26 protein-coding genes are annotated in these 22988 nt (G+C 58.6%); 7 read left to right on the forward strand and 19 right to left on the reverse strand.

The features are described 5' to 3' along the window. Positions 1 to 309: 309 nt before the first annotated feature. Complete coding sequence (locus K2Q04_RS07185; protein ID WP_291161236.1) at positions 310 to 822, forward strand: hypothetical protein; 513 nt, start codon at positions 310 to 312, stop codon at positions 820 to 822. Positions 823 to 1653: 831 nt separating this feature from the next. Here K2Q04_RS07185 and K2Q04_RS07190 read toward each other — a convergent pair. The 5 genes from K2Q04_RS07190 to K2Q04_RS07210 all read right to left on the reverse strand — a co-directional run bounded on the left by K2Q04_RS07190 (position 1654) and on the right by K2Q04_RS07210 (position 6234). Then, positions 1654 to 2676: an HAD family hydrolase gene (locus tag K2Q04_RS07190; RefSeq protein WP_291161239.1), complete on the reverse strand. Its 1023-nt coding sequence runs from the start codon at positions 2674 to 2676 to the stop codon at positions 1654 to 1656. Positions 2677 to 2825: 149 nt separating this feature from the next. Continuing rightward, on the reverse strand, positions 2826 to 3719 hold the full coding sequence (locus K2Q04_RS07195) for a hypothetical protein (protein WP_291161242.1): 894 nt from the start codon (positions 3717 to 3719) through the stop codon (positions 2826 to 2828). A gap of 251 nt (positions 3720 to 3970) precedes the next feature. Next, entirely contained in the window at positions 3971 to 4558 is a 588-nt protein-coding gene (locus K2Q04_RS07200) for a glutathione S-transferase N-terminal domain-containing protein (protein ID WP_291161245.1), read from the reverse strand. Positions 4559 to 5102: 544 nt separating this feature from the next. Then, on the reverse strand, positions 5103 to 5807 hold the full coding sequence (locus K2Q04_RS07205) for a tetratricopeptide repeat protein (RefSeq protein WP_291161247.1): 705 nt from the start codon (positions 5805 to 5807) through the stop codon (positions 5103 to 5105). Between the two features lie 235 nt (positions 5808 to 6042). Continuing rightward, positions 6043 to 6234 carry a hypothetical protein gene (locus tag K2Q04_RS07210; protein WP_291161766.1) on the reverse strand — a complete coding sequence of 64 codons (192 nt, stop codon included), beginning with the start codon at positions 6232 to 6234 and terminating at the stop codon, positions 6043 to 6045. 45 nt (positions 6235 to 6279) lie between these two features. Here K2Q04_RS07210 and K2Q04_RS07215 point away from each other — a divergent pair, with 45 nt between their 5' ends. Then, complete coding sequence (locus K2Q04_RS07215) at positions 6280 to 6873, forward strand: FkbM family methyltransferase (RefSeq protein WP_291161760.1); 594 nt, start codon at positions 6280 to 6282, stop codon at positions 6871 to 6873. Positions 6874 to 6973: 100 nt separating this feature from the next. On the opposite strand, the gene K2Q04_RS07220 is transcribed toward K2Q04_RS07215, so the two are convergent. From K2Q04_RS07220 to K2Q04_RS07255, 8 genes are all read right to left on the reverse strand, one after another. Continuing rightward, positions 6974 to 7864, reverse strand: a complete 891-nt coding sequence (locus K2Q04_RS07220; RefSeq protein ID WP_291161250.1) for a dimethylarginine dimethylaminohydrolase family protein — start codon at positions 7862 to 7864, stop codon at positions 6974 to 6976. Further along, a complete protein-coding gene (locus K2Q04_RS07225) occupies positions 7861 to 8454 on the reverse strand; it encodes an urea carboxylase-associated family protein (RefSeq protein WP_291161253.1) in 594 nt (197 codons plus the stop codon). Before K2Q04_RS07225 ends, K2Q04_RS07220 begins: the two co-directional genes overlap by 4 nt. Then, complete coding sequence (locus tag K2Q04_RS07230; RefSeq protein WP_291161256.1) at positions 8451 to 9251, reverse strand: creatininase; 801 nt, start codon at positions 9249 to 9251, stop codon at positions 8451 to 8453. Before K2Q04_RS07230 ends, K2Q04_RS07225 begins: the two co-directional genes overlap by 4 nt. Before the next feature lie 12 nt (positions 9252 to 9263). Next, on the reverse strand, positions 9264 to 9980 hold the full coding sequence (locus K2Q04_RS07235) for an SDR family oxidoreductase (RefSeq protein ID WP_291161258.1): 717 nt from the start codon (positions 9978 to 9980) through the stop codon (positions 9264 to 9266). Next, the gene (locus tag K2Q04_RS07240) at positions 9977 to 10747 is read right to left on the reverse strand and encodes an SDR family NAD(P)-dependent oxidoreductase (RefSeq protein ID WP_291161260.1); all 771 of its coding nucleotides are present in this window, start codon (positions 10745 to 10747) and stop codon (positions 9977 to 9979) included. The genes K2Q04_RS07235 and K2Q04_RS07240 overlap by 4 nt, the downstream gene beginning before the upstream one ends. A gap of 16 nt (positions 10748 to 10763) precedes the next feature. Next, positions 10764 to 11549 (reverse strand): ABC transporter ATP-binding protein, encoded by a 786-nt coding sequence (locus K2Q04_RS07245; protein ID WP_291161264.1) that lies wholly within the window; start codon positions 11547 to 11549, stop codon positions 10764 to 10766. Positions 11550 to 11559: 10 nt separating this feature from the next. Next, complete coding sequence (locus K2Q04_RS07250; protein WP_291161267.1) at positions 11560 to 12432, reverse strand: ABC transporter permease; 873 nt, start codon at positions 12430 to 12432, stop codon at positions 11560 to 11562. Between the two features lie 87 nt (positions 12433 to 12519). Next, positions 12520 to 13542, reverse strand: a complete 1023-nt coding sequence (locus K2Q04_RS07255) for an ABC transporter substrate-binding protein (protein WP_291161270.1) — start codon at positions 13540 to 13542, stop codon at positions 12520 to 12522. A gap of 142 nt (positions 13543 to 13684) precedes the next feature. Between K2Q04_RS07255 and K2Q04_RS07260 the strand changes: the two genes are divergently transcribed. Further along, positions 13685 to 14617, forward strand: coding sequence for a LysR family transcriptional regulator (locus K2Q04_RS07260; protein ID WP_291161274.1), 933 nt, complete (start codon positions 13685 to 13687; stop codon positions 14615 to 14617). A 22-nt stretch (positions 14618 to 14639) separates the two neighbouring features. On the opposite strand, the gene K2Q04_RS07265 is transcribed toward K2Q04_RS07260, so the two are convergent. After that, a complete protein-coding gene (locus K2Q04_RS07265) occupies positions 14640 to 15386 on the reverse strand; it encodes a DUF2470 domain-containing protein (protein WP_291161277.1) in 747 nt (248 codons plus the stop codon). Positions 15387 to 15535: 149 nt separating this feature from the next. Between K2Q04_RS07265 and K2Q04_RS07270 the strand changes: the two genes are divergently transcribed. Beyond that, positions 15536 to 16021 (forward strand): cupin domain-containing protein, encoded by a 486-nt coding sequence (locus tag K2Q04_RS07270; protein WP_291161280.1) that lies wholly within the window; start codon positions 15536 to 15538, stop codon positions 16019 to 16021. 107 nt (positions 16022 to 16128) lie between these two features. Continuing rightward, positions 16129 to 16986: a c-type cytochrome gene (locus tag K2Q04_RS07275; RefSeq protein ID WP_291161283.1), complete on the forward strand. Its 858-nt coding sequence runs from the start codon at positions 16129 to 16131 to the stop codon at positions 16984 to 16986. 6 nt (positions 16987 to 16992) lie between these two features. Here K2Q04_RS07275 and lon read toward each other — a convergent pair whose 3' ends face one another. From lon to K2Q04_RS07295, 4 genes are all read right to left on the reverse strand, one after another. Next, positions 16993 to 19416 carry an endopeptidase La gene (gene lon, locus K2Q04_RS07280; RefSeq protein WP_291161286.1) on the reverse strand — a complete coding sequence of 808 codons (2424 nt, stop codon included), beginning with the start codon at positions 19414 to 19416 and terminating at the stop codon, positions 16993 to 16995. 10 nt (positions 19417 to 19426) lie between these two features. Beyond that, positions 19427 to 19834, reverse strand: coding sequence for an Hsp20/alpha crystallin family protein (locus tag K2Q04_RS07285; protein ID WP_291161289.1), 408 nt, complete (start codon positions 19832 to 19834; stop codon positions 19427 to 19429). Between the two features lie 146 nt (positions 19835 to 19980). Continuing rightward, complete coding sequence (locus K2Q04_RS07290) at positions 19981 to 20382, reverse strand: translational machinery protein (RefSeq protein WP_291161292.1); 402 nt, start codon at positions 20380 to 20382, stop codon at positions 19981 to 19983. Between the two features lie 78 nt (positions 20383 to 20460). Further along, positions 20461 to 21009 carry a hypothetical protein gene (locus K2Q04_RS07295; RefSeq protein ID WP_291161295.1) on the reverse strand — a complete coding sequence of 183 codons (549 nt, stop codon included), beginning with the start codon at positions 21007 to 21009 and terminating at the stop codon, positions 20461 to 20463. Between the two features lie 925 nt (positions 21010 to 21934). Between K2Q04_RS07295 and K2Q04_RS07300 the strand changes: the two genes are divergently transcribed. Both K2Q04_RS07300 and K2Q04_RS07305 read left to right on the forward strand, forming a co-directional pair. After that, the gene (locus K2Q04_RS07300) at positions 21935 to 22399 is read left to right on the forward strand and encodes a CreA family protein (RefSeq protein WP_291161299.1); all 465 of its coding nucleotides are present in this window, start codon (positions 21935 to 21937) and stop codon (positions 22397 to 22399) included. Between the two features lie 66 nt (positions 22400 to 22465). Beyond that, positions 22466 to 22681 (forward strand): hypothetical protein, encoded by a 216-nt coding sequence (locus K2Q04_RS07305; RefSeq protein WP_291161301.1) that lies wholly within the window; start codon positions 22466 to 22468, stop codon positions 22679 to 22681. Here the strand turns inward: K2Q04_RS07305 and K2Q04_RS07310 are convergent, their stop codons facing one another. After that, a complete protein-coding gene (locus K2Q04_RS07310; RefSeq protein ID WP_291161304.1) occupies positions 22682 to 22942 on the reverse strand; it encodes a hypothetical protein in 261 nt (86 codons plus the stop codon). Positions 22943 to 22988 lie beyond the last annotated feature (46 nt).

Consider the following 22988-nt stretch of genomic DNA (forward strand, 5'->3'; position numbering starts at 1 on the left):
GCGAGGATGGCTCCGCGTTGGCTTTTTGCGGCGTCAGGTCAAAAACGACTCATCGCATAATGACGATTGGTCACGCGACATAGGCTGCTTGAACACCACTCGATGTCGTCGGCATCGAGTGCTGCACGATGTCAAAAATCCTTTATTTTATCGGAACAATTTGATGCTTTGATCTGTCGTCGGCTTCCCGTTTTTCATCGCGAGCCAGAAGATCCAAGTCCTTCCATCTGCGGCAATCGTGATCGCTAGCGCCCGATTCTAAGCACATTCTGATGTTGAACGTGCAAGAAACCACGGGGGATTTCTCTAGTGAAACATCGATTTGTGCTGATTTTCATGGCTGCAGCCATGGCGACTATCTGTGTGCATCGCGCCGACGCGGCGTCTATCAAAATTGCTGGGCAGTCGATGATCTGCGGCGCAACGCCTGTGTTTTCGGATTCCAACCTTCCGATGGAAGGACGGTTCGTGCCTGGCAGGGGAATCTATATTAACCACACGCTCATGCAGAAGCAGCCGGCTGCCGTGCGCATGTTCGTGTTCAAGCACGAATGCGCCCACAAGTCCGTTGGCGGAAATGAGCTCGCCGCAGACTGTGGCGCTGCCCAAGCGGGTGCGCGCGAAAAATGGCTGACGCCGGAGGGTGTCGATACGGTGTGCAAAGCATTGGCTGGCGAGCGCGCGGGCGGAGGCTATCCGTCCGGAGCTGCGCGATGCGCAAACATACGAAAGTGCTACGCGAATTCGTCCGAAAAAATCGTCTTTCAAAAATCCAATACGCAAAAGGCGTCCGGCAGCGGACGTTTGCGGTCCGGATATTGAAATCAACATACAGAAGTGGCGGACGGAATGTTTTCTGTCCGCCACTTCAATTTCGATTTAGCGTCTGAGGCCGCCTCGGAACCCGCCTCTGAAGCCACCACCAAAGCCAGCACGGTGGAAGCCGGCGCCTCTCCAGCCAACACCTCCGCGCCACCCGGCGCCCCTCCAGCCCCAGCCTCTACGGAAGCCCAAGCCAGCGCCTCTCCAGCCCCACCCGGCGCCTCTCCAGCCCCAACCAGCTCTCCAGCCCCAGGGTCTGCGCCAACCCCAGCCAGGGCCTCTCCAACCCCAGCCAGCTCTCCAGCCCCAAGGTCTACGCCAACCCCAACCGGCATTCCAACCCCATGGTCTGCGCCAACCCCAGCCCCAGCCAGCAGCAACCGGATAAGTTGATCTCCAGCCATAGCCAGCGCCCCAACCCCAGGGTCTCCGCCAGCCATAACCGGCAGCAGCTACCGGAGCCGCACCGCTCCAGCCCCAGCCTAGACCGCATGCTTCTGCTGACGTTGTGAGGGTGCCGCCGCCAATCGCGAGCGCCATTGCACATATGGCAATTTTTATTTTTGATGCAGTTCTGATAGCCATTGATTTGCTCCTTAAGCTACCCGAGGGCCTTTGCCGCTCTTCGCGCAAACCGGCGCTCTACGGCGCAGTTCCCGCGTTCTTTTTTTTATGCTTAACCAATAGAATGCTCATCAATTTGCGGCAGCGCTCTTGCTGCGTAGACGTTCAAGAAAGATCGATTTTGTTGGGGTTTTAAGCGATTGCGCGCGTTCTCGTCCGACGTTGGCGGAGGCATGCAAAAGCTGACGTATGAAGCGGGCTTCGGCGCTACTGATCGAACGCGAAAATCCGTTTCCAATCATTCTTCATGCTGACAACGATCCAGCCGTTGCTCTTGGCCTCGTCCATCAATGCGTCAGTGAATGTTCCGACTTTTGATTCCGGCCCGTAAGCGTATTCACGTTCGGCGTCGTCGTGATGCACGAGCAGCATCAAGCGAGCGCCGCCGCCTGCCTGGGTGTATTCCAGCATCTCTCTGTCGCCGATCGAGTTGCCAAAGGCTGCAACGGGGCGCTGCCCGATGACGAAGTGGATGCCTTCGGGTTTGCCGGCTTTGTCATCATTGAGCAGCAGCTTGGGCACCTTGGTGAGGACCGGCTTACCAGCTGTGTCGTAGCCGAATTCCGTCGCGCCCGCGCTGCCGACCACCTGTTCCGGCGGGACGCCATAAACCCTCTGGGCGTAGACGCGCACGAAATCCTGGCCACCGCCGGTAACGAAATAGGTCTTGTAGCCATTGTCACGGAAGAGGCGCATCACTTCGAGCATCGGCTGATAGGTGAGATCCGTGTACAGCCGCTTGAAACGGGGGTGTTTGGCCTCTTCGATCCACGTCTTCACTTCGGCGTTGAAAGCTTCGACCGTCATTCCGGAGAGAGTAGCGCCGAGGATCTTCATCAGATCCTCTTTCGGCAACTTCGCCATTGCTTCCCGGTCGCCGGACAGCACGGTCTTGAAGGGTTCGACGGATTTCAGTTCCGGCTTTTTCTCCACCAGTGCCGGGACACGGTCGAGGCAGTACATCACCTGCGCGTACATTGGCTGCTCGACCCACGTCGTACCGTCCTGATCGAACGTAGCGATCCGCGCATCGGGCGATACGAACTTGGGGTTCGCCGGGTCGGTTGTGGCTTTTACGAATTCAATTATCGCCGTTTTGGCTGGACCGTCGTTCCACGATGGTAGCGGGTCGACCGCCTGTGCCAACGACACGTACGGCAGCAGCAGGATCCCGACGAGCGTGCCGAGGGCCAGTAGGGCACTACGCAAGCGGTGATCATTACGCTGCATGATGATGATCTCCGATCTCTGATGACGGCCGCTAGCAGCCGATTCTGAGAAACGTGAGATCGTAATCGTTGCAGCGTGCAGTCGCACGATGAAGAGCGATTGTTTCGTTAATGAAACTGCAATCCGCGCGACCTGCCGACAGGGCTTTCTCAGAAATGCAAGGTCGCGCCTATGACCGGACCTTGCTGGAGGACATTGAATTGGTATTCGGTGTTTCCAGAGCCTTGCGAATAATCAACCGACAGTGCGCGATAGCCGAGATAGCCATCGACGACGTGACCGTCCGCCGTGCACATTTTCCAATTATAGGTAGCGAGAACTTGCCAAGTTGGATCGCTGCCGACACCGAACCCTCCGACGTCGGCGCGAACCATGAGTTCTTGTCCCGGCGCGATCTGATTGCGCAGTCGCCCTCCGATAAACGGATCGACCCAGTCGACCGACCCTGATCGCGCCGTGACCCGATTGCCGGAGACAGAAAGGTCCCCGATATTCGCGCTCGCAGAGACGTTAGCGGTGACATCCGCAGCCTGATGCCAGTAGCGGCCGCCGGCAAGAAGATCGAGCGCAGTAGATCCCGTCAGCACCGGATTGCGGCCGGTCCAGACTTCGTAGGCACCGCCGAATTCAACGATCACCTCCTGGTAATCCACCGAAACGGCGCCTCCGAGCGAGGAGTCGATTATTTGGCGATCGGATGCACGAGCAAAACTCTTCGCGCCGCTGATGTTTGCGTACACAATGTCATTGAAGAGACTTACCGGGCCGTTGCGCGCTTCTGCGTAGCTCATCCAAGCCGGCAGCGTCGACCAATCGAGATGGCTGATAATTTCGCCTGCGGTAGCATTCACATCGAAGGTGCGTCCCCTGACTGCCATGTTTCCCGACAGCCAAGGTATCCAGCCGTAGGTCGTGAAAACGAAGGTCCATTCGCTCGTTGGAGGAGGCGGCTCTGTGAGGCGGCGTTGTTCCACGCTTCCGAGGTCGGAAGCGAGGGCGGGGCCGGAGTAGGCGGAAGCCAGAAGAGATAGAGAAGCGGCCAATAATATATTCGTTCGGATGAAATTCATTTGTCCGACCTGTGCAAAATCGAAATTTTCAAATCAATATCCGAACTATACCATCAGCGTGCGGAGCGAACGTCACCGCTCCGCCACAGCCATTGCGTCCGATGCAATAAATCAAGGTCAAGGAACAGATTCGGTTGATCTTCGCCGCGAGCCGAAACGATGCGAATATCCTCATCCGCGAACTCAACGCGACGATGATAATCGTGCGGGTCAGGATGCAGCGTTCAAGCGAGGCCCTCTTGCCTCAGCGCGATGTCCACGGTGGGGCGCGCGCGCATGTGTTCGGCAAGTGTCTTCAGCGGCTTCGGCACGTCTATTCCGATCTTCTCAGCCCAAAGTAGCGTGACGAAAAGATACGCGTCGGCGACGGTTGCGTGCTCGCCGAAGATGTAAGGCCCCTTAATGCGAGTAGCCGCGTAGTCGAATCTCTTGCGGATCGCGTCGAGGGATTTCGCTTTGTTCTTCTCAGTCGTGGCGGGATTGAAAAAGGGCCCAAAGGATTTATGAATTTCGCTCGAGATGAAGGAGAGCATCTCAAGAAGTCTGTAACGGCCGAACTGGCCAGGCGCCATGAGAGCGGGGTATTTGTCGGCAATGTAACTCAGAATGGCGATGTTCTCGGTGAGGACCTCGCCGTCATCGAATTGAAGCGCCGGGACGTAGCCCTTTGGATTGATATCGAGGTACGAGCGGCCATCGTCGACCTTGTGGGTTTTGAGATCGACTTTCGCGAGATCGAACTTCATTCCGGCTTCGATCAAGGCGATGTGGTCTGAGAGACTGCAGGCTCCGGGCGAGTAATAGAGGATCATGGATTTGCTCCTTGGTCGACAAACCCGCTCTAGCGGGTAGCCGTTCCAGGCATCCTTACAGCGGGGGCTCAAATTTAATTGGCGCCTAACCAAGAACTGCGACGGGGCTCGTCGTTTCCAAACTGCGGCTTAGTCTCGCTGAATTGTTGGGTGTCTAAAGGAGTTTTTCGCATGTCAAAGCATTCAATTTTTGCAGTTGTAATTGGTCTTTCTGCACTGGCTGCGCCAGTCGCGGCGGATGCTCATTGCCTCGGCCTCGATGGGGTGGGGAGGGGCGTCTCCGGGGTATTCGATCGCACCACGGGCTTCGTGCGCGGGGTCGGCTACCGGACTCAAAGATTGGGCGATCGCATGTTTGGTTGGCTGAACTGCGGTCGGGTTCTGTGAGCCCTATAGAAATACGGCGGCCTCATTGATTTTGAGGCCGCCGATTAAAGGCGGGGCTGGAGATGAGCTTCAGAAATCTTCAGCGAGAAATTTCATCGCGTCGTCTGTCATCCCATCAGTTTATACGCGCTGTGATCAGCAACGACGGGGTGGATGTTCAGTTGATTGGCGGCACGGTCAGCTGGGTGCTCTGGCGATCCAGTTTCGGATCGAGGGCTGAGGCAGTTTTGAAATCTCGATCTGCCGACTTGAGGTCTCCCGCGTCGATATAGGTGTCGGCGCGCACGAAGTACGCCAGAGCGTATTTCGGGTTGAGCGATACGGCGGCGCTGAAATCGTCAATGGCGGCGGCATAATTGCCCTGCATTTTTAAAGCAACGCCGCGATTGAAATATACGACCGATTCTTTCGGGTTAATTTTTATTTCGCGCGTATAGTCCGATATGGCGGCATTAAGATCCCCCTTTTTGCGGAAACAATTCCCCCGGTTGTTATACACGCGAGGATAAAGTGGCTCCAATTCAATTGCCTGGTTATAGTCGTCTATCGCGTGGTCGCAATCTCCGATGGCGGCGTACACGATGCCCCGTCCTACGTAGTAATAGGGTTCAGGGCTGATCTTTGCTGCGCTCGAGAAGTCCGCGATTGCGTGTTGAAAGTCGCGTTTTGCGAAGTATCCCAACGCGCGGTTGCCATAATATATTGCGAGATTGCGCGGGTTTGACGATTGAGACTCGATCATCACCGTGCAGCCCGCGATATGGGCGTCTGGGCTTGTCCCATTGTCGCAATCAAACGCTGCGTCTGCAAAGGCGGGGCCGCATAAAATGAAAAATAGCAATGTAATCGCAATATAGCGCATGTTGTTTTCCTCAAAACGAGGCAAAGGCGAAAGCAGTATTTTCCGAAAATATTCGAATATAATTTCTGGCGAAATCGCGCCGGATGGAATCAGAAGATACGCGATATGCGAGTCATATCAATATCGAATATGAGATCTCCCCAGGCTTAAGTGCAACCGCGGTGAAAGCGAACCGTTTCCCGTAACGGTCCGCATACTGCTCATCCGGCCAGGTGCTTAGTGGGAGCCGCTTGGATTAAAACGGGTGGGGGATCGGGCGATCCGAGCTCGAAATGCATAAATGCGGCGTTACGTTCAGATAGTTGGTCGGAAGTTTATGAAGCAGCGCGTCTGGCTCGGGGGCCGAGATCTGGAATTCGAGGGTGAGCAGGGAGATATCTATTTTGCGAATATCGCCGCTTTGGCTCAGGGCGGCGGCGAGCGTCATCTGGCGAGATTTGCAGCGCGGCATCTGCATGCGGCGAGTGTATGTTTGGACATCGGCGCGAATATAGGGCTGACGACTGCGAGCTTAGCGTTGGCCTGTCCAAAGGCCCATGTTTATGCTTTTGAGCCTTCTACGAGGAAGGCGATGCGTTTGCGCAGCAATCTCTCGGCCAACCGTTTGTCAAATGCGACCGTCGTCGAGTGTCCGGCCACCGCCGAGAGCGGAAGCCGCGCGGTGATGGATACAATCGATAACTGGTCCGCCTCGGTCTCCTCACCGGTCGATTTCATAAGATTGAATGTCGAGGGGAATGAAGCGAAAGTTTTGGCGGGGGCCGCCGAGACGCTCGTTCGAGATCGTCCTGTGATTTTCATGGAGTTCAATTCCGTCGCGATTGCCTTCGAAGCGAGGCGGAGCCCGCTCTCCTTTGCCGAGACGATCTGGGGATTGTTCGATGTCTTCGTGGTCGATGAAGACGGAAGACTATGGGAGCGCGATGCGCGTGCATTTGTTCTCGATAACATGCTGCGCCATAACTGCATCGACGACATCGTTCTGGATCTTAAGCCCGATCAGGATGCGCGGTCGATAAGGGATGCCTTGGCAGTTGAGTTTCGCGCAGAATGTGCGGCCGCTTGAGATCTCCTCATAACGAGGTGCGCCACCGACTAGCTTGTCGGTGGCGCGTTTGCTCAGTGATTGATGACAGCGAAGCGGAACGTGTGCGCTTCAGCGGCAATCAAAGCGGATCACGCTGCAGGGCCTGGCAAAGACAATGCGGTCCGCCGCCGCCCAATGTGAACATGGAGAGATCCGGATCGTAGACTTCGATCCCGAGCGCGCGCATGCGTGCGTTGAGGTCTTTGTTAGCGGCTGTCGAGAGAACGCGATCATTTCCGAGGGCGACGATGTTCGTGCCGAGCTGCGTGGAGTCATGATAGGAGACGGGCAGGATTTCGTAGCCCTTGGATTTGAGGAGATCCAGGAACCACCGCTGATGTGCATCCGGCGCGACGGCAACCAGCTTCTCGTTGATGAAGCCGACCGAAACATCGAGGTGCACGAAGTGCGGCGGGAATGGAACGGGATGAGCTTCCCACCCTTCGGCGGTAAACCACTCGCACATCTGCTCCGCTCCTTCTTTTTCGGAGCGCTCGCCACCATAGCCGCATAAAACGAAGCCCGGCTCGACGACCATGAAGTCGCCGCCCTCGAAATGGCCGGCTGTGATCATGTTCCAGATTGGAATTCCGGCTTCCTGGTAGAACTTGAATGTCAGAGCGTAATCGCCGCGGCGAAAGCGCGTCTGCGGCATGGTGATGACGGCGCCGAAAGGCGTCATCACGCTCGAATCCCGGGCAAATACGCCATACTTGAGTTCCGGCCGTGCATCGAGCCAATGGCAGGTTACGCCGGCGCTCTCATAGACATCGACCATTGCGCGATGCTGCGACATGGCGAGCTGCGCGTCGAAGCGTAAGCCGAGCGCCAGCGTTTGCCGCGCGACGGCGCTGACGGGGCGCCACTCAAAGTAATCGGGCTTTCCGAGAAGGACGTGCCGCAGCACTCCGGTCTCGGAATTCAATCCCCAGGGAACGGTGTTGGCAACGGAAGGTGCGATCAAGCTCATGCCAGGACCTCGTAATGCGCGTCGGTCGGTGCGCCGGCATTTATGCGGACGATGTCCTGCGGGCAGGCAGACATCGCGACGATGCAATCCATCTCGGCCTTGAGCACGACATAGTCGCCGGGCTTCGAGACCGGTTCTTCCCAGCCGATAGAGCCATCAGTTTTGATCGGAATGTTCATCCAAAGATTGAGCGGCGAGGGAACCTCGGACGGCGTCAAGCCGAGGCCCGCCATTCCAGCGCGGAGATTGTCGGCGCAATTTTCGTGATATGCCGTGCAGCCCAGGCCCTGGTAACGATAGATGTCGCAAGCGGCGATGAAGGTGTCGTGGATGCCCGGCGAAGAATCCGCTTCCAAGGACAGTATCGGCCGGCGCTTATTTGTCACGAGCTTGTCGCCAGGTTTTGGGCTGATCCTGTCGATCGCTGCACGCATATGTTCCATGGAGAGAAATTCGCCAAGGTCATGCGCGTTGAAGGCCCAGGTATCGACGACCTGATGGCCATGGGTGTTCACAATTCGGATCGATTGTCCCGCTTTCAGAGCAACGGCGCGACCCTGTCGCGCGGGAAGCTGTTGGAGTTCGCTCATGCCATCACCTGTGTCTTCGTCTTTACATTCGGGAATTCTTTGCGGATTGCGTCCGTGACGCCGATTGCATAATCGGCGGCGAGCAACTTTCCTTTCTCAGCCGCACAGCCGGTGGCCGGCGACAGCACGCCCGAGCACGGGACCCAGCCGGTTCGCGTCGGATAGACATCGTAAGCGGGGAAGTCGGCCGGCTTGTCAGTGGGCAGCGCCGCCATGTCGACGAGTTCGGGATGATGGTAGAGCATCAGAGACGTCTCCATCACGGCTGCATGTTCGAGAGCGAAGCCCGGGAAACCGTCTGGAAAAATCTTCTCGATTGTTTCCGTGCGCGTGAAATCCCAATACTCGAGCCGCAGCACTTCGAAATCGCGAATGCCCATGTATGAGAGTTCACGCATCGCAAGGTCGATGCCTTCGATCGAAAACATCATGTTTTCGTAGTGGCCGTTGATGAGGACGAGCCGGCGCGCACCGTGGCGCGCGAATTCCTTGATCACGTCCCGCAGAACGTGCGCGAGCGTATCGGCATCGAGGCTGGTGGTTCCGCAGTAATGATTGCCACCGCCCATTTTCGGCTGCGACTTGTAGCCGAAGGCGACGGCCGGAGCGACGATGGCATCGAGCTGCTTTGCAACGTCGACGGCCACCGCCGTCGCCAGCATCACATCAGTTCCCATCGGCAAGTGCGGTCCGTGCTGCTCGGTGGCTCCTACCGGCAACAGAATGAGAGCGCCACCTTCAATCCGCTTTTGGTAGGTGGTCCAGCTCATCTCGTTCATAAAAAGTCGGTCGCTCATGTTTTCCTTCTTTCAAACCATCGAGGCGCCGCCGTTGACGCCAATTACCTGTCCCGTCATGAAGCTCGAGCCGGGGCCCGCGAGAAACAGCGCGGCTTCGGCGATCTCTTCCGGCTTGCCGATGCGGCGAAGCGGATTGGCCGTTTCGAGCGCCTTCCAGTCCGGCGGCATGTTGTCGAAGTCGAGCAGCGGCGTGTCGGTCGGTCCGGGAGCGACCGCATTGACGAGTATGTTCGGGCCGAATTCCTTCGCCCAACAACGCACCATGGCGCTGATGCCTGCTTTCGACGCGCAGTAGGCAGCATGTTCTTCGCGGCCAAGCTGAGCGAGCTCAGAGCTGAACAGGATGATCCTGCCGCCGTTGCCGTGCTTCTGCATGGCGCGCACCGACTCACGAACCATGAGCAACGTGCCGATCAGATTGACGTCGAGAACTTTGCGCGCGTCGGCGATGGGCGTTTCGAGCAAAGGTGACATCAGAAAAATCGCCGCCGTATTGATCATGACGTCAATACCGCCGAGGGCTTCGTCTGCTGCCTTCACCGCCTCCACGACTTGCGCTTCATCCGTGATGTCGAGCGTGAAAGACGGGCCAGCGCCGGCGGAGATAGGGCTTAGATCAAATCTCGCGATGCGAGCGCCTTGGGCTTCGAAGAGATTGGCGATGGCGAGACCTATGCCGCTCGCCGCGCCGGAGACGATAACTTTTTTGTTTTCGAGCATGCTCATCCGAGAAATTCCCCGCGGTCGACGCCGATCGCTTGACCAGTGATGTTGTTTGACAGGTCGCTTGCGAGGAAAAGATAGAGGCCGGCGACATCGGCGGGTTCCATCAAGCCGGGCAGCGCCTGCGCCGCGACGACGTCGGCGAAAATATCGGCTTCGCTTCGCTCTGAACGTTCAGCCATGGTTTTGGCGGAGCGTACGGAGGCGACGGTTCGTACCCACCCGGGACACACAGCATTGACAGCAATGCCGTGCGGTCCGAGTTCACGCGCGAACGTGCGCGTCAAGCCGACGACAGCGTGCTTCGATGCGATGTAGGCGGCGAATTCACCGACGGCGCTTTTAGCCCAGACCGATGCCGTATTGATGATACGTGCGCCGGGCTTCAGAAGAGGCAGTGCGGCGCGCGTGACGTTCCAAGTGCCGCGCACGTTGATGTCGATAATCCGCGCAAAGGTGGCGTCGACTTCGTCGCTTGGATCCGTCAGCGGCGTGATGAGTTCGAGTCCGGCGTTGTTCACCAGAACGTCGAGTGTTGAGATCGAAGCAAATACGGTTTGCAACGCAGTCTTGTCGGTGATGTCGGTGAAGAAAGCCCGGACCGGGCGTCCGCACGCATCCGACAGGCGCAATGCCGCATCGGTAACGAGATCATCGTTTGCGAGGATCGCGACGTCGGCGCCTGCAATCGCGAACGCTTCCGCGACCGCAAAGCCGATGCCTCGACTGGCGCCCGTGATGAGCACCGACTTATTTTGAAGGTTGATCAAGCTCTTCCTCAGGGTCCTATACTTTTTCTTCTTCCCCGGTCGCAGCGCGCACCATTCTAAGGATGCGCGTTCGAAGTTTGAAAAATTGCTCGCTGTCGCGCAGTGCGATCGTGCGATCCGGGCCCAGCTCCGCCGATATATCGACGTCTTCGAGCATGCGTGCGGGCCGCTTCGAGAAGACGACGATCCGGTCTGCGAGAAACACGGCTTCGTCCACGTCGTGGGTCACGAAAATAATGGTCTTCGCGTCCTGGCGATGGATGCGGCGCAACTCGAGTTGCAATCCTTCCCGCCGCTGGGCGTCGAGCGCGCCGAAGGGTTCGTCCATCAGGAGAACTTCGGAGCCGGCCGCAAGCGTGCGAGCAATGGCAATGCGCTGCCGCATGCCGCCCGAAACTTTGTTCGGATAGAAGTCGGCGAAGTCGGTCAAGCCAACGAGCTCGAGATAGTGATCGAGCCGCTTCTTCTTGCGCTCCGGCGTCATGTCGTGCCGGTACTTCATGCCGTAGGCGACGTTTTCCGAAACGGTCAACCACGGAAAAGAAGAGTATGATTGGAAGACCATGCCGCGCTCGCGATCGGGGGCGCCGATCGGCAGTCCATCCAGGCGTATTTCGCCGACGCTCGGTGTTTCGAGGCCGCCGACCATCCGCATCAACGTGGTCTTGCCGGAGCCGGATGGGCCGAGGAAGACGACGAATTCGTTGCGTTTGATGGTGAGGTTGAAGAATGGAGCGACGACTTCGAGATCGCCGAAGTATTTGGCGACGCCATCGAAAACAAGATACGGAGCGGGAGCCACTTTGCGCCTCTCAAAGATAGCGGAACAAGCGCTTGTGAACGAGGCGCAGAATCTGGTCGGTGACTAGGCCGATCAATCCGATCGCCACCACTCCCGCCATGACTTCCGAAGTGTTCATGTAGCGGCGCGCTGCCCAGATGACGAAGCCGAGGCCGGTGTCGGCAGCAACGATTTCCGCGATGATGAGGTAGGTCCAGCACCAGCCGAGCGTGATGCGCAGATTGTCGAACAGGCTCGGCAGCATCGCCCGGAAGGCGACGTCCGTTAGCATCTGCCTCGGCCGTGCGCCGACTGTATAGGAAATCTCGACGTATTCCTGGGGTACGCGGCGCATGTCGTCAGCGACGAGCAGCACGAGCTGAAAGAATGTGCCGAGCCAGAGTAGGAAGATTTTCGTCGTCTCGCCGACGCCGAACCAAATGATGCTGAGAGGCACGAGCGCCGGGACCGGCAAGTAGCGGATGAAATCCACGATCGGCTCGAGTGCGGCGCCCACGCCGCGGAAGCTTGACATTGCGATGCCGATGGGAACCGCCATGATGACGGCTAGCGCAAATGCAACCCATATGCGCAGCGTCGAGATACCTGCATGCATCAGCAGGTTCTTGTGAAGGATCATGTTCCACAGCGTCTCGAGCGTGACGCTCGGCGGCGGGAGGAAGGTTGCGTTGATCAATCCGAGGCGGGTCGAAAGTTCCCACACGGCCAAGACGAACAGGGTCGAGCCGATGGCGGTGAGGATCTGTGCGCGTTTCGAAAGCGTTCCGCGAAATGCGAAGAACTGATTGCGTGGAGGATTTCTTCGCAGAGGACGCGGCGTGGATGCCGCGTTCGCGGCCGGCGCGTGAGGCGCCGCAGACACTGTCGCTTTGATGATGGTCACGCGATGATCCCGGAGACGGCTCTGTTGACTGTTGATTGCGCCGGGGGGGGGCGCTCCGTGGAGCGTTCCGCCCGGCACCGACTTAGTCTACTTCAGATCGGCTTCGGTGATACCGGCGACAATCGAATTATCGATCTGCTCGGCGGCTTTGAGGTTGTTCTCGGCAGCGCCATTCTCGATATTGAGCTGCATCACCTCATCGAAGGTTCCGTACAGCGTGCCGGGAGCGCCGGGCTTGCCGAAATAGCCGGCGTTTTCCTTGTGCCCGGTATAGACCAAGCTGCCTTCGATCGAGGCCGCGAACTCGTCTGGCGTCAAGTTGAAGTGCGGGGCCGCGAGCTTGATGAAGTCGGCCTTGTTCGTGTTGAAATATTCGACCGCCTTGAGGATGCCGATCATGAACTTCTTGTACTTCTCGGGATTGGCTTTGAGATCGTCCTGACGGGCGGTGATAATATCGACGATGATGCCCGGGTATTGCGCCGACGAGACCAGAATGTGGGGCTTGCGGCCCGGGACCTTATCGACGGCCTGGGACAGGTACGGCTGGTAGGATACGACCGCGTCAATCGACGAATCCGTCAGGATGGCGACGGTGTCGGCGGTCGCGATCTGTTTGACGACGAGATCGGACAGGGAGATGCCCTTCTTCTTCAATGCCATCTGGAGCAGCAAGCGCCCCGGAATGTTGGGCTCCGATGCAACGGTCTTGCCCTTCAGCTGTTCGACGGACGTGATTTCACCCGGGGTGATGACGCCGTCGCCGCCAAGCGATTCGTCGATGGTGCCGATGATGATGCCGGGGGTTTGGGCGTCACGCGGCTTGCCCTGATACTCGCCGACCGTGCGCATATCCATTTCGATGTCGCCGCGCGCCATGGCTGCCATGACGTTCGCGCGTTCATCTTCGAACTTGATGCTGACGTTGATGCCGAGCTTCTTGAAGTATCCGAGGTCCTGCGCCACGAAAACGGGGGCGAAGCCACTCCACGTCGGGCAGAGAATCCGGATGGTTTCGTCGGCCCGCGCCGCAGTCGCGGCCAGCGACACGCTCAATCCCAAGGCCATCGCAAATCCGGCCCCGGCAACTCGCCGGACGTTCATCGTCATGTGCATCGGCATACCCCTAAATGATCAGACCACCCGTGGTGATGAAATCTCGGGTAAATTTACATCGAAACCAATATTGATTATTGGAAGGATACATCGAAAACTGCCGATGTAATGATCGCAGGTGGTTGGAGAGGGAAGGATGCGCCGGCTCGACAATATCGATATTCGCCTGCTCCGAGTGTTCGCGACGCTGGTGGAGGCGGGCGGGTTCGGCGATGCACAAATTGCGCTCAACCTGTCTCAGCCGACGCTCAGCACGCATCTGGCGGCGCTGGAGCGCAAACTCGGGGCGCCGCTCTGTATCAGGGGGCGGCGTGGCTTTCAGCTGACGCCGTTCGGTGAAGCGACCTATCTCGCAACGCAAAAACTATTCGCCGATATCAGCTCGTTCGAAGAGCGGGTCAGCAAGCACAACGGGCAGCTCGTCGGGCGCCTGCGCGTGGGCATCGTCGACGGTGTCGTGACAAATCCCTATCTCGGTTTGCAGCACGTCATCGGCCGCTTCATGGAGAACGCCGAAAACGTCTTCATCGACCTGGAACTCGGCACGCCCCAGTTGCTCGAACAGGCCATCGCGGACGGCCGCCGCGATGTCGTCATCGGGCCGATGTCGCAAAAGGTGCCCGGCGTCACCTATGTCGCCATTCATCGGGAGCCGCACGGACTTTACTGCGGCAAGGGCCATTCACTCTTCGATATGCCGCCTGCAGCGATTACGCGGGAAGCCATCGGGGAGTCGCTCTTCTCCGTCCGCGGCTATCGCCATCTCGACGATCTTTATCGCGCCGATCATCCGCGCGCGACGGGTCAGGTGGTGCAGATGGAGGCTCAGGTGATGATGATCCTGTCAGGCCGCTTCATCGGCTTTCTGCCGCGCCATGTTGCCGAGGGCTGGGTGCGGCAGGGTCTCATGCGGGAGCTGAAGCCCCAGGCTTATCAGTTTCTGTCGAGCCATTTTGCCGCCTACCGCAAGAGCGACGACGACCGGCCCATTGTCCGCAGTTTCGTGCGCTTTCTCAGCCGGCACGCAAGTCAATTGCGCAAGCCGGCCGGCGCCGCGAAGACGGCTTGAACGAAGGGGCGTCCCTTGCGTTCTAGCTCTGCTTGGCGAGGGCGACGAGGACGGGCCGGAGTTCCTGCGCCGATTTCAGCGGATCGTCGAACCAGAGCCTGGCAACATCGTCTCCGCACGTCATATCAAGGCCTTCGGGGTCGATGGTCGCGAGACGCCAGCCTTCGGGGGAGGTCGCCCCAGATTTGACGGCGTAGCGCCCGACGGCGTCGGCGTGGTCGGCATTCATGTGCTCAACTGCGCCTTCTTCAGATTCGCTGAGCGATTGGAGGGCGTCGGCCGGCACTGCGAGGTCGCTCGCCGCCAATGCGTAAGCTCGGCCAAAGCCGCCGTTCAGCGAAGCGCGCGATGTTGCAAACTTCCAAAATGCAAAATCGGGGAAGTCGGCGTACAATGCGGCTTTCGGATTGCGCCTGAGAAATCGGCTTTTGACCGGCGCGCGTTCGGGACCCTGGCCAAGATTTTCGGCTGTTCCGATCAACGTCATGCGGGGATAAGCGAGTGGGTCGCCCTTGCCGGGCTCGCCGACCAGCAGCGAGCATCTGGGATCTGCCTCGAGGTTCGCAAAATGGCTCGAAAGCCGCGAGATGAGAAACACCGGCGAGCCGTCCATGGCGGTTGCGAGGCTCACGCGACTGACGGAGGGCGAGCCGTCAAGCGGATCTATGGTTGCCAGCGAAGCGTAACGGGCGGTGCGTACGAGCGTTTTTGCCTGGCGCCGTGCCGCGTCATCGACGGGCTGCAGGACATCTTTCTTTTTCTCTGTCATTTTTTGTTGCCTAGCTCGTTTAAATGAAACAGGGCGCTTGGCTAAGCTCGAACAAGCTTTTTGAATGGCTGCAGCGAAATCGATTTGATCCGCAAACCCTGGAGCCGGTTTTGTCACGAACAACGACCAGAAGAAAGGAGTGATTTCAAATGGCTACTTCGCCAGATCTCACGTGCCGAGTTATTCGTGCGGCGGATACATATGATGGGAAGCAGGGTCTGACGTACTTCTGCGGAATTGCCTCCGAGACCGTTGGGTCGAAGGGCATCTGCATGCATCTCTTGACTGTCCCTGCTGGCGCGCGGGCCAAGGTGCACCTCCATGAAAATCATGAGACGGCAATTTATATGCTGGATGGCGAGGTCTTGACGCTTTTTGGGCATCAGCTGGAGCACTGCATCCCGACGCGGGCTGGCGACCTCGTTTATATTCCCGCGGGCATCCCTCATCTGCCGGTGAACCTCAGCGATAAGCCTGCGTCCGCGGTGATTGCGCGTACAGATCCCAACGAGCAAGAGAGCGTCGTTCTGCTCCCGGAACTCGAGGCCCTCGCCGAGGAGAAGATCGTGTCGCTGAAGAACTCGGGTGTCGGGCAGTCCCCGTTGCCCTCGGGTGCCGCGCAGGTGCAGTCATAATCGCTCCAGTCATTCGCGACTTGACCTGCGGTTGGCCGGGGTGAAGGTGGGGCCGCTCTCGACGAAGATCGTCGCTCAAGCCGCCGGTTGATTTTGGGGAAGATGAAATGCTCCGGATTTTGGCGCTCCTGGTGCTGTGGACTTTCGGTGCCGGTCACTGCGCCGCGACCGAGCGCGTTCTCACGCTCACTTTCGGCGGCGAGGCGCGACGCGTTACGGCTTCCGAACTTTTGGCCAGGCCGGATACAACTTTCCTGACCGTTCCAAAGGACGCCGCATATCACCGCGAAATGAAGTATCGCGCGGTGCCGTTGCTCGCGCTTTTGGGGTCAGCGTTGAATGGTGACTTCGATACGATCGAAGCGCGGGCCAGCGACGGATATGCATCGCAAATTCCGCGTGCGCTGGTGATGAAGAGTTCCGCGGGCGGCGCTGTGGCCTGGATTGCCGTCGAGGACCCGGCTGCGCCGTGGCCAAAGCTTCCGGGGCAGGCGGTCAGCGCCGGTCCTTTCTATCTGGTCTGGGAAAATCCCGAGCGTTCCGGGGTCGGCGATGCGCAATGGCCGTTTTCGCTGGTGTCACTGTCAGGGGGCGAAGATCCACTCAAGCGCTGGCCGCAAATGGCCGTCGATAGCTCGGTCGCCGCCGCCGCGCCTGAGCGGCGGGGACAGATCGTGTTCGCCAAGATCTGCATGTCGTGCCATCGCATCGAGGGTGCAGGAGACGGCGAGATGGGGCCTGACCTCGGTCAACCTATGAACGTCACCGAATACATTACCCCCAAGGGGATCCGCGGCATTATTCGCGATCCGAAGTCGGTGCGCACGTGGCCGCAGCAGCAGATGGAGGCCTTCGACGAGGCGGCGATTTCAAATGGCGACGTCGACGCGGTCATCGCCTATCTCGCGTATATGGGTAAGCGCAAGTCCGCGCGAGACGCCACGCTTTCCAAACCGGCGCCGTGAGTTGCGTCAGGCGACGATTGTGTTTGTCGAAGCGGCGCCTTGGCTGTTGTCCAATGCTCCGGCAACGGCGTCATCGACGCGCTCGAGCCATATGAATTCCAGCCGATCGCGGGCGTCTTGCGGAATATCGTCAAAGTCGCGCCGGTTTCGTGCCGGTAGCATCACACGCGTAATTCCGGCTGCCGCCGCGGCGACGACTTTTTCCTTGATGCCGCCGACAGGCAATACGAGCCCCCGCAGCGAGATTTCTCCCGTCATCGCGGTGTCGTTTCTGATCGTACGATTTGTGAGGAGCGAGACGAGCGCCATGAACATCGCGACGCCGGCGCTCGGCCCATCTTTGGGCGTTGCGCCAGCCGGGACGTGCACATGAATCTCGCTCTTTTCAAAAACGGCGGGGTCGATGCCGAGGGATTCGGCGCGGTTCTTCACAAGTGTCATTGCGGCTTGTGCACTCTCGCGCATGACGTCGCCGAGCTGGCCCGTGAGGATCAAGCCGCCTTTACCTGGGGACCTGCTTGCCTCGATGAATAGGATATCGCCGCCAACCGGGGTCCATGCGAGTCCCGTCGCGACGCCGGGTACGCTCGTTCGCATCGCGACTTCATTCTCGAAGTGCGGTGCACCGAGTATATCCGTGAGGCTGGCCGGGGTGATGTCTACGTGGGCGTTGCTGTCTTCGGCGATCTTGACGGCGGTGTTTCTGAATACCTTGCCGACTTCACGTTCGAGTCCGCGCACGCCCGCTTCGCGCGTATAGCCGTGAATGATGGCGGCCAAGGCCGCGTCGTCGATCGTGACCTGCGCGGGTTTCAATCCGTTCGCTTCGAGCTGACGATTGACAAGATAGCGGCGGGCGATCTGCAGCTTCTCACTTTCGGTGTAGCCGGCAAGGCTGATGATCTCCATGCGGTCGCGCAACGGGCCCGGTATGGTCTCGAGCATGTTTGCCGTTGCGATGAAAACGACGCGGCTCAGGTCGAACGGGACGCCGAGATAGTTGTCGCGGAACGTGCTGTTCTGCTCCGGATCGAGCACCTCGAGCATCGCAGCCGACGGGTCGCCTTGGATGCCGCGGCCCATCTTGTCGATTTCGTCGAGCATCATCACGCAGTTGCGGGCGCCGGCCCTCTTGATGCCCTGAATGATGATGCCCGGGAGCGCTCCAACGTACGTGCGGCGATGGCCGCGGATTTCCGCTTCGTCGTGTACGCCGCCGAGACTGACGCGCACGAACGGGCGTTGCATCGCGCGCGCAATCGACTGGCCGAGGGACGTTTTGCCAACGCCCGGCGGACCGACGAAGCAGAGGATCGGCGCTTTGCCTTGCGGCGCGAGCTTTCGGACCGCGAGGTATTCGATGATACGCGTCTTGATCTTGTCCAGCCCGAAATGGTCTTCGTCCAAAATCCGGCGCGCATCAGCGATATCGATCGGCTTTTCTTCGGGTAATGTCCAAGGCAGCTCGATCAGCCAGTCGAGATAGGTGCGGATCATGCCGGTCTCGGCCGCGGCCTCGGGGAGCCTTTGATAGCGGGCGAGTTCCTTGCGTGCATGCTGCTCGACGTCGGCGGGCATCTGGGCTTTGGCAATGGCTTCGCTGAGTTCGGCTACTTCCTGCGATTTGCCATCGCCCTCGCCGAGTTGACGCTGGATCGTCGCCATTTGCTCGCGCAGCACCGCTTCGCGCTGACGGTCGTCGAACGCGGCTTTCGTCTGACGGCCAATCTCCTGTGCAATTCGCATCACCTCGATGCGCTCGGCGAGCAAGGTCGAGACGCGCTCGATGCGCGTCGAAAGATCGACTGTTTCGAGGATTGCCTGTTTGTCTTCGGGCGTGATGTCCATGTATCCGGCGGCCATGTCGGCGAGGGCCGCGGGCGTCGCCGTATTCTCGATGGCCGTTACCAATTCCGGCGGCGATTGCGGAAGAAGCTGCACCGCTTCGAGCGCCTGGCTTTTGAGATTGCGGAAGCGCGCTTCGATTTCGGTCGATTTCGTGTCGGGCTCTGGAATATGGACGACGCGCGCGACCAAAAACGGCGTGGCCGGGAGAAAGTCCTCGATGCGAATTCGCTGGACGCCTTGGACGACGAGATGGTGGTTTCCGTCCGGCGTCGCGAGGTAGCGAACGATGTTGGCAAGCGTGCCGATGCGATAGAGATCGTCGGGTCCCGGATCGTTGTTATCGGCATCGCGTTGCAGGAACAGGCCGATCTGGCGCTCTTCCCGCACTGCTTGCTGGACCGCCGCGATCGATTTGTCGCGGCCGATGGAGATCGGAAGAATGAGGCCCGGAAAAAGCACGACTTTGCGGACCGGCAGGACGATCAGAGCGTCTGACGGCAGGGCGATATTTGGAGCGCCGTTTCCTGTCCGGGGGGCGGCGTGGTCGCTCGCGCCGGCGGAGTTCGAGTCACCGAGTATCATTGAAATTACCTCAACCTGCCTTGGTCAGCGAGAATACCAAACAGCCATTCGATACGAATTGGCGGACGCCGTACCGGCCGGCCGGCAACTGCACGCGACGCTCGAAGCGGCCTTGCGGAAGTTCGAGGCGATGGATCACGGCGTTGCGAAGCTGTGGCGGGACAACGCGGCGGCCCGATACGATGAGAATGCCGTCCTCGATCGAGGCTTCGACCATTTCCGGATCGACGCCCGGAAGAGCGACAAAGACGAGAATTTCCCGCTCCGTCTCCAGCACATCAATTGGAGGTTCCCAAGCAGGCTCGTTCCTGGCTTCGGATCGCTGCAGAGAAAAAATCTGCCGGTGCATACGCTCCGCGCGCGTCAAGGTTTCCACGGCTTCGGCCAACATCCAGGTCATTGGATCTCTGTTCGACATGAATACTCTTTCGCTTGCGGCATGATCCGTCGAGAAAGTCGTTCCGTGAGGAGACTACCGTCATAAGATCGATCTGTCGCCAAGGAGGGCGTTCGATCCGGTCAGGTCCATTGATTGCAGCGTCCCGTCGGGTGATTATTTTTTAGTTACTGGACGCGCGGCGGTTCCATGTGATCGTCTTTGAAGAACCTGCGTGCGAGCGCCAGAATCTCGCCGTCTGACGGATGATCGACTGTTTCCACCCCTCGTATTTTGGACTTGAGCGCAGGTGCGCGACGGTCGATATGGTTCATGAGAGCGAGCTTTTCGGTCGCCGGGCCAAGGACAAGTATCGCTCCGGCGTCGGCCAGTGCGTCCGTTACGCGTTGCAAGAAATCGGGATCTTCGGGCGCGTGGCCGCTGCCGATGGTATTCGCCTTGTGGTGGATATGGCGCGTGGGATCTTTCGGACGGACCACGATCTCGTTTGCATCCGATAGGCTGAAATAGAAGATGCGGGCCTCGTGGTGGTCGATCCAGACGACGGCGTGAAAATGATGCTCTGACATGAGATCTCCGTAAGAATGAGTGGCCTCGTAACGTCGCTTGCCCCAGGCATCCCCGGGGCCGGTATTTTTTAATGTTTCTCAGGGAGCCTGTTCTTCAGGGACCTTCTTCGCCTTCGTCACTTTCTTCACCGTTTTGTTGGGGCTAGCTTTCGCCGTGCTTGGCTTTGCGCCGGCAGGCTTCGTCACAGACTTTTTGTTTTTGGCGGTCAAGGCTTTTTTGCCGGCATTTTTTTGGAGTGCTGGCAACTTCGCTTCGCGGAGATGGCCGCCAGCGCCGGAACTTGCTGCTTTCTTCGTCTTCTTGACGTTCTTGTCCGCTGTCTTGACCGGTTTCACCGGCGGCGGCGCTTTGGCGCCGGTCTTTGCCTTCTTTGAAACCTTCTTCGTGTTTGCCGGATCTGCAGCGATTTTCGTCTTCGCGATCTTTGGCTTCTTCTGGGCGGTCTTTTTGCTTACGTCCTTAGGGTCGTCGGTGGCTTTGGCGCCGGTGTTGTCGGCAACGTTCTTGGCTGAGCTCTTGCCGCCTATCCCGGCGTTGTGCCGTTCGACATCCTCCTTGGTGATTTCCCCTTCCTGCACGAGTGCTACGAGGCAAGGGGTCGATAAGCCGTCGCCGACTTTCCGCATGCACTGGCGAAGCTCTTCCGTGCCGACCGAGTACTGACTGCAGTGCTGATAGTAATCATCTCTACACGCCTGTCTGACGCTGTCGCTTACCGCATAGGCATGAGCGCTCGACAGAACGGAAAATCCAAAGGCGGCTGCCGCGAAAACGCAGCTTCTTTGAGGGCGCCAACTTCGAAAAATTGCGATGCGGCTTACCGGTACAATACGTTTTCGCAATCTAATAAACCCAGGTCGGATCTGAATTACGCTCGCGGACAATAATGACTGTGCCGACGACCGCAACCCGGCCGCTATTTGGCCTCTAGAACATGGTTATCAATAAACTGGTTGCAAGGATCGGTGATTGCTTGCAGGAAAGGCCCGTTACGTCGCCGGAGGCATATGTGCAACATCGTGCTCTATTTGCTTGAAATTCGCGCCACGTAACTCAATGTCGTGGCATTGGCGGATGCGTATTTACAATAAGGGGTGGGCCGCTCAGGTCCGAATGGCAGCGATGAAGACGATAAAAATAGTTCAAACAATTGTAATTTCCGCAGCAGCGCTGACGTTCTTCGGAATGCCGGGCCAGGCCTACACCCGGAAGGTCAAGGACGCATGCTCCGCCGACTACAGCAGCCTCTGTGGAAAGTACAAGCAGGGAAGTTCCGAGCTGCGTAGATGTTTCGAGAGCAATCGCAGGGTGCTTTCGAGAGACTGCATCGAGGCACTTGTCAATGCTGGAGATGTGCCCGCGCGATATCTCAGACAGCGGTAGTCGCATACTTGTCTCGGATTTGAGCGCGGAGATTGCCGAGGCGCGACACGCATATCGTATAAAGTGAGTGATTGATCGCAACGGCAGAAGCCGCAGGCCTTCTTGCGCAGCGAGGCCGTGATATCCACTTTCCCCGAGCGCCGACAATCAGGTGCGAGGGAGAAAGTGATGAAATATTTTCCGGCCGCTATCGTCTTTTTGATGCTTTCGGCTTGGGGCGCCAGGGCGGATGACATTGCCTGCGTCAGCACGACATTTCGAATCGTCGGTGCAAACGATAAAGTCTGTGTAAGCGGCTTCGATGATCCGAAGGCGCCGGGCGTCGCGTGCCATATCAGTCAGGCGCGAACGGGCGGTCTCAAAGGGACGTTCGGCTTGGCCGAAGATCCTTCGATGTTTTCCATCGCGTGCCGGCAGGTCGGACCGATCAGCGCCGACATTTCGAAACTTCCCGATCAAGCCGAAGTGTATTCGGCGAGCACGTCGCTTTTCTTTAAGCACACTCACGTGTTCCGGACGGTGGACAGGAAGCGCAATACGCTCGTTTACGTGGCGATCAGCGATCGGTTAATCGAAGGCTCACCCTATAACGCTATTTCGACCGTCCCCGTCATGCCGTGGGGCGCGCACTAGCCGGACTTGTGGAACCTGAGGGCCGAGCATGGGTTTTTGCCAGATGGGCGAACCCAGGAGGATGCTATGGCCGTTACACCCGAGAAGATCGAAGGGCAATCGGAGCGTGCTTCCTCGCCGCGCGTCCGATTTCCATGGCTTCTGGCGCTTGTTGTCGTCGCCGGTATTGCCGCTGTTGCCTACAGCTTCCACAGCGACAGAAGCCTGTCGGAGCGCACAGGCGTGTTGTCCGGAACGGATGTCGACAACGACGTCATCCCGAGTCTCTCACCCCGCAATTAGTTAGCAGACTGAGATCGTTTCGGAACGGCTCCGACGAGATGTTTCGACGCCGAGAGGCTTAGCGCGAAGATACAGGCGCACGGCTTTCTCCAGCAGACGATTGACGTCGCTGTACCTATTTCCGATCGAGAGAATGCAAGCGGCTAGCCGCTCTATTTCGCCGGGGCGCGTGCCGTCGAGGCGGAGTTCCTTTGCGGCGCGCGCGAGGACCAGGGTCATACGTTCGAGGGCTTCGGGCTGGTAGGCGTGAGAAGAGTCCATCGGTGCCTCCGAATGTTCTCCCCCACTTGCAACGTTGTAGCACATG

The sequence above is a fragment of the Hyphomicrobium sp. genome (genome assembly GCF_019753045.1).
Classification (GTDB): domain Bacteria; phylum Pseudomonadota; class Alphaproteobacteria; order Rhizobiales; family Hyphomicrobiaceae; genus Hyphomicrobium_B.

What these genes read in the sequence shown, in the direction of transcription:
- K2Q04_RS07190 (WP_291161239.1), bottom strand. Translation starts at nt 2,676, where the DNA reads ATGCAGCGTAATGATCACCGCTTGCGTAGTGCCCTACTGGCCCTCGGC.
- K2Q04_RS07200 (WP_291161245.1), bottom strand. Translation starts at nt 4,558, where the DNA reads ATGATCCTCTATTACTCGCCCGGAGCCTGCAGTCTCTCAGACCACATC.
- K2Q04_RS07205 (WP_291161247.1), bottom strand. Translation starts at nt 5,807, where the DNA reads ATGCGCTATATTGCGATTACATTGCTATTTTTCATTTTATGCGGCCCC.
- K2Q04_RS07210 (WP_291161766.1), bottom strand. Translation starts at nt 6,234, where the DNA reads ATGACGCTCGCCGCCGCCCTGAGCCAAAGCGGCGATATTCGCAAAATA.
- K2Q04_RS07220 (WP_291161250.1), bottom strand. Translation starts at nt 7,864, where the DNA reads ATGAGCTTGATCGCACCTTCCGTTGCCAACACCGTTCCCTGGGGATTG.
- K2Q04_RS07225 (WP_291161253.1), bottom strand. Translation starts at nt 8,454, where the DNA reads ATGAGCGAACTCCAACAGCTTCCCGCGCGACAGGGTCGCGCCGTTGCT.
- K2Q04_RS07230 (WP_291161256.1), bottom strand. Translation starts at nt 9,251, where the DNA reads ATGAGCGACCGACTTTTTATGAACGAGATGAGCTGGACCACCTACCAA.
- K2Q04_RS07235 (WP_291161258.1), bottom strand. Translation starts at nt 9,980, where the DNA reads ATGAGCATGCTCGAAAACAAAAAAGTTATCGTCTCCGGCGCGGCGAGC.
- K2Q04_RS07255 (WP_291161270.1), bottom strand. Translation starts at nt 13,542, where the DNA reads ATGACGATGAACGTCCGGCGAGTTGCCGGGGCCGGATTTGCGATGGCC.
- K2Q04_RS07260 (WP_291161274.1), top strand. Translation starts at nt 13,685, where the DNA reads ATGCGCCGGCTCGACAATATCGATATTCGCCTGCTCCGAGTGTTCGCG.
- K2Q04_RS07265 (WP_291161277.1), bottom strand. Translation starts at nt 15,386, where the DNA reads ATGACAGAGAAAAAGAAAGATGTCCTGCAGCCCGTCGATGACGCGGCA.
- K2Q04_RS07270 (WP_291161280.1), top strand. Translation starts at nt 15,536, where the DNA reads ATGGCTACTTCGCCAGATCTCACGTGCCGAGTTATTCGTGCGGCGGAT.
- K2Q04_RS07275 (WP_291161283.1), top strand. Translation starts at nt 16,129, where the DNA reads ATGCTCCGGATTTTGGCGCTCCTGGTGCTGTGGACTTTCGGTGCCGGT.
- lon (WP_291161286.1), bottom strand. Translation starts at nt 19,416, where the DNA reads ATGATACTCGGTGACTCGAACTCCGCCGGCGCGAGCGACCACGCCGCC.
- K2Q04_RS07285 (WP_291161289.1), bottom strand. Translation starts at nt 19,834, where the DNA reads ATGTCGAACAGAGATCCAATGACCTGGATGTTGGCCGAAGCCGTGGAA.
- K2Q04_RS07290 (WP_291161292.1), bottom strand. Translation starts at nt 20,382, where the DNA reads ATGTCAGAGCATCATTTTCACGCCGTCGTCTGGATCGACCACCACGAG.
- K2Q04_RS07295 (WP_291161295.1), bottom strand. Translation starts at nt 21,009, where the DNA reads ATGCGGAAAGTCGGCGACGGCTTATCGACCCCTTGCCTCGTAGCACTC.
- K2Q04_RS07300 (WP_291161299.1), top strand. Translation starts at nt 21,935, where the DNA reads ATGAAATATTTTCCGGCCGCTATCGTCTTTTTGATGCTTTCGGCTTGG.
- K2Q04_RS07305 (WP_291161301.1), top strand. Translation starts at nt 22,466, where the DNA reads ATGGCCGTTACACCCGAGAAGATCGAAGGGCAATCGGAGCGTGCTTCC.
- K2Q04_RS07310 (WP_291161304.1), bottom strand. Translation starts at nt 22,942, where the DNA reads ATGGACTCTTCTCACGCCTACCAGCCCGAAGCCCTCGAACGTATGACC.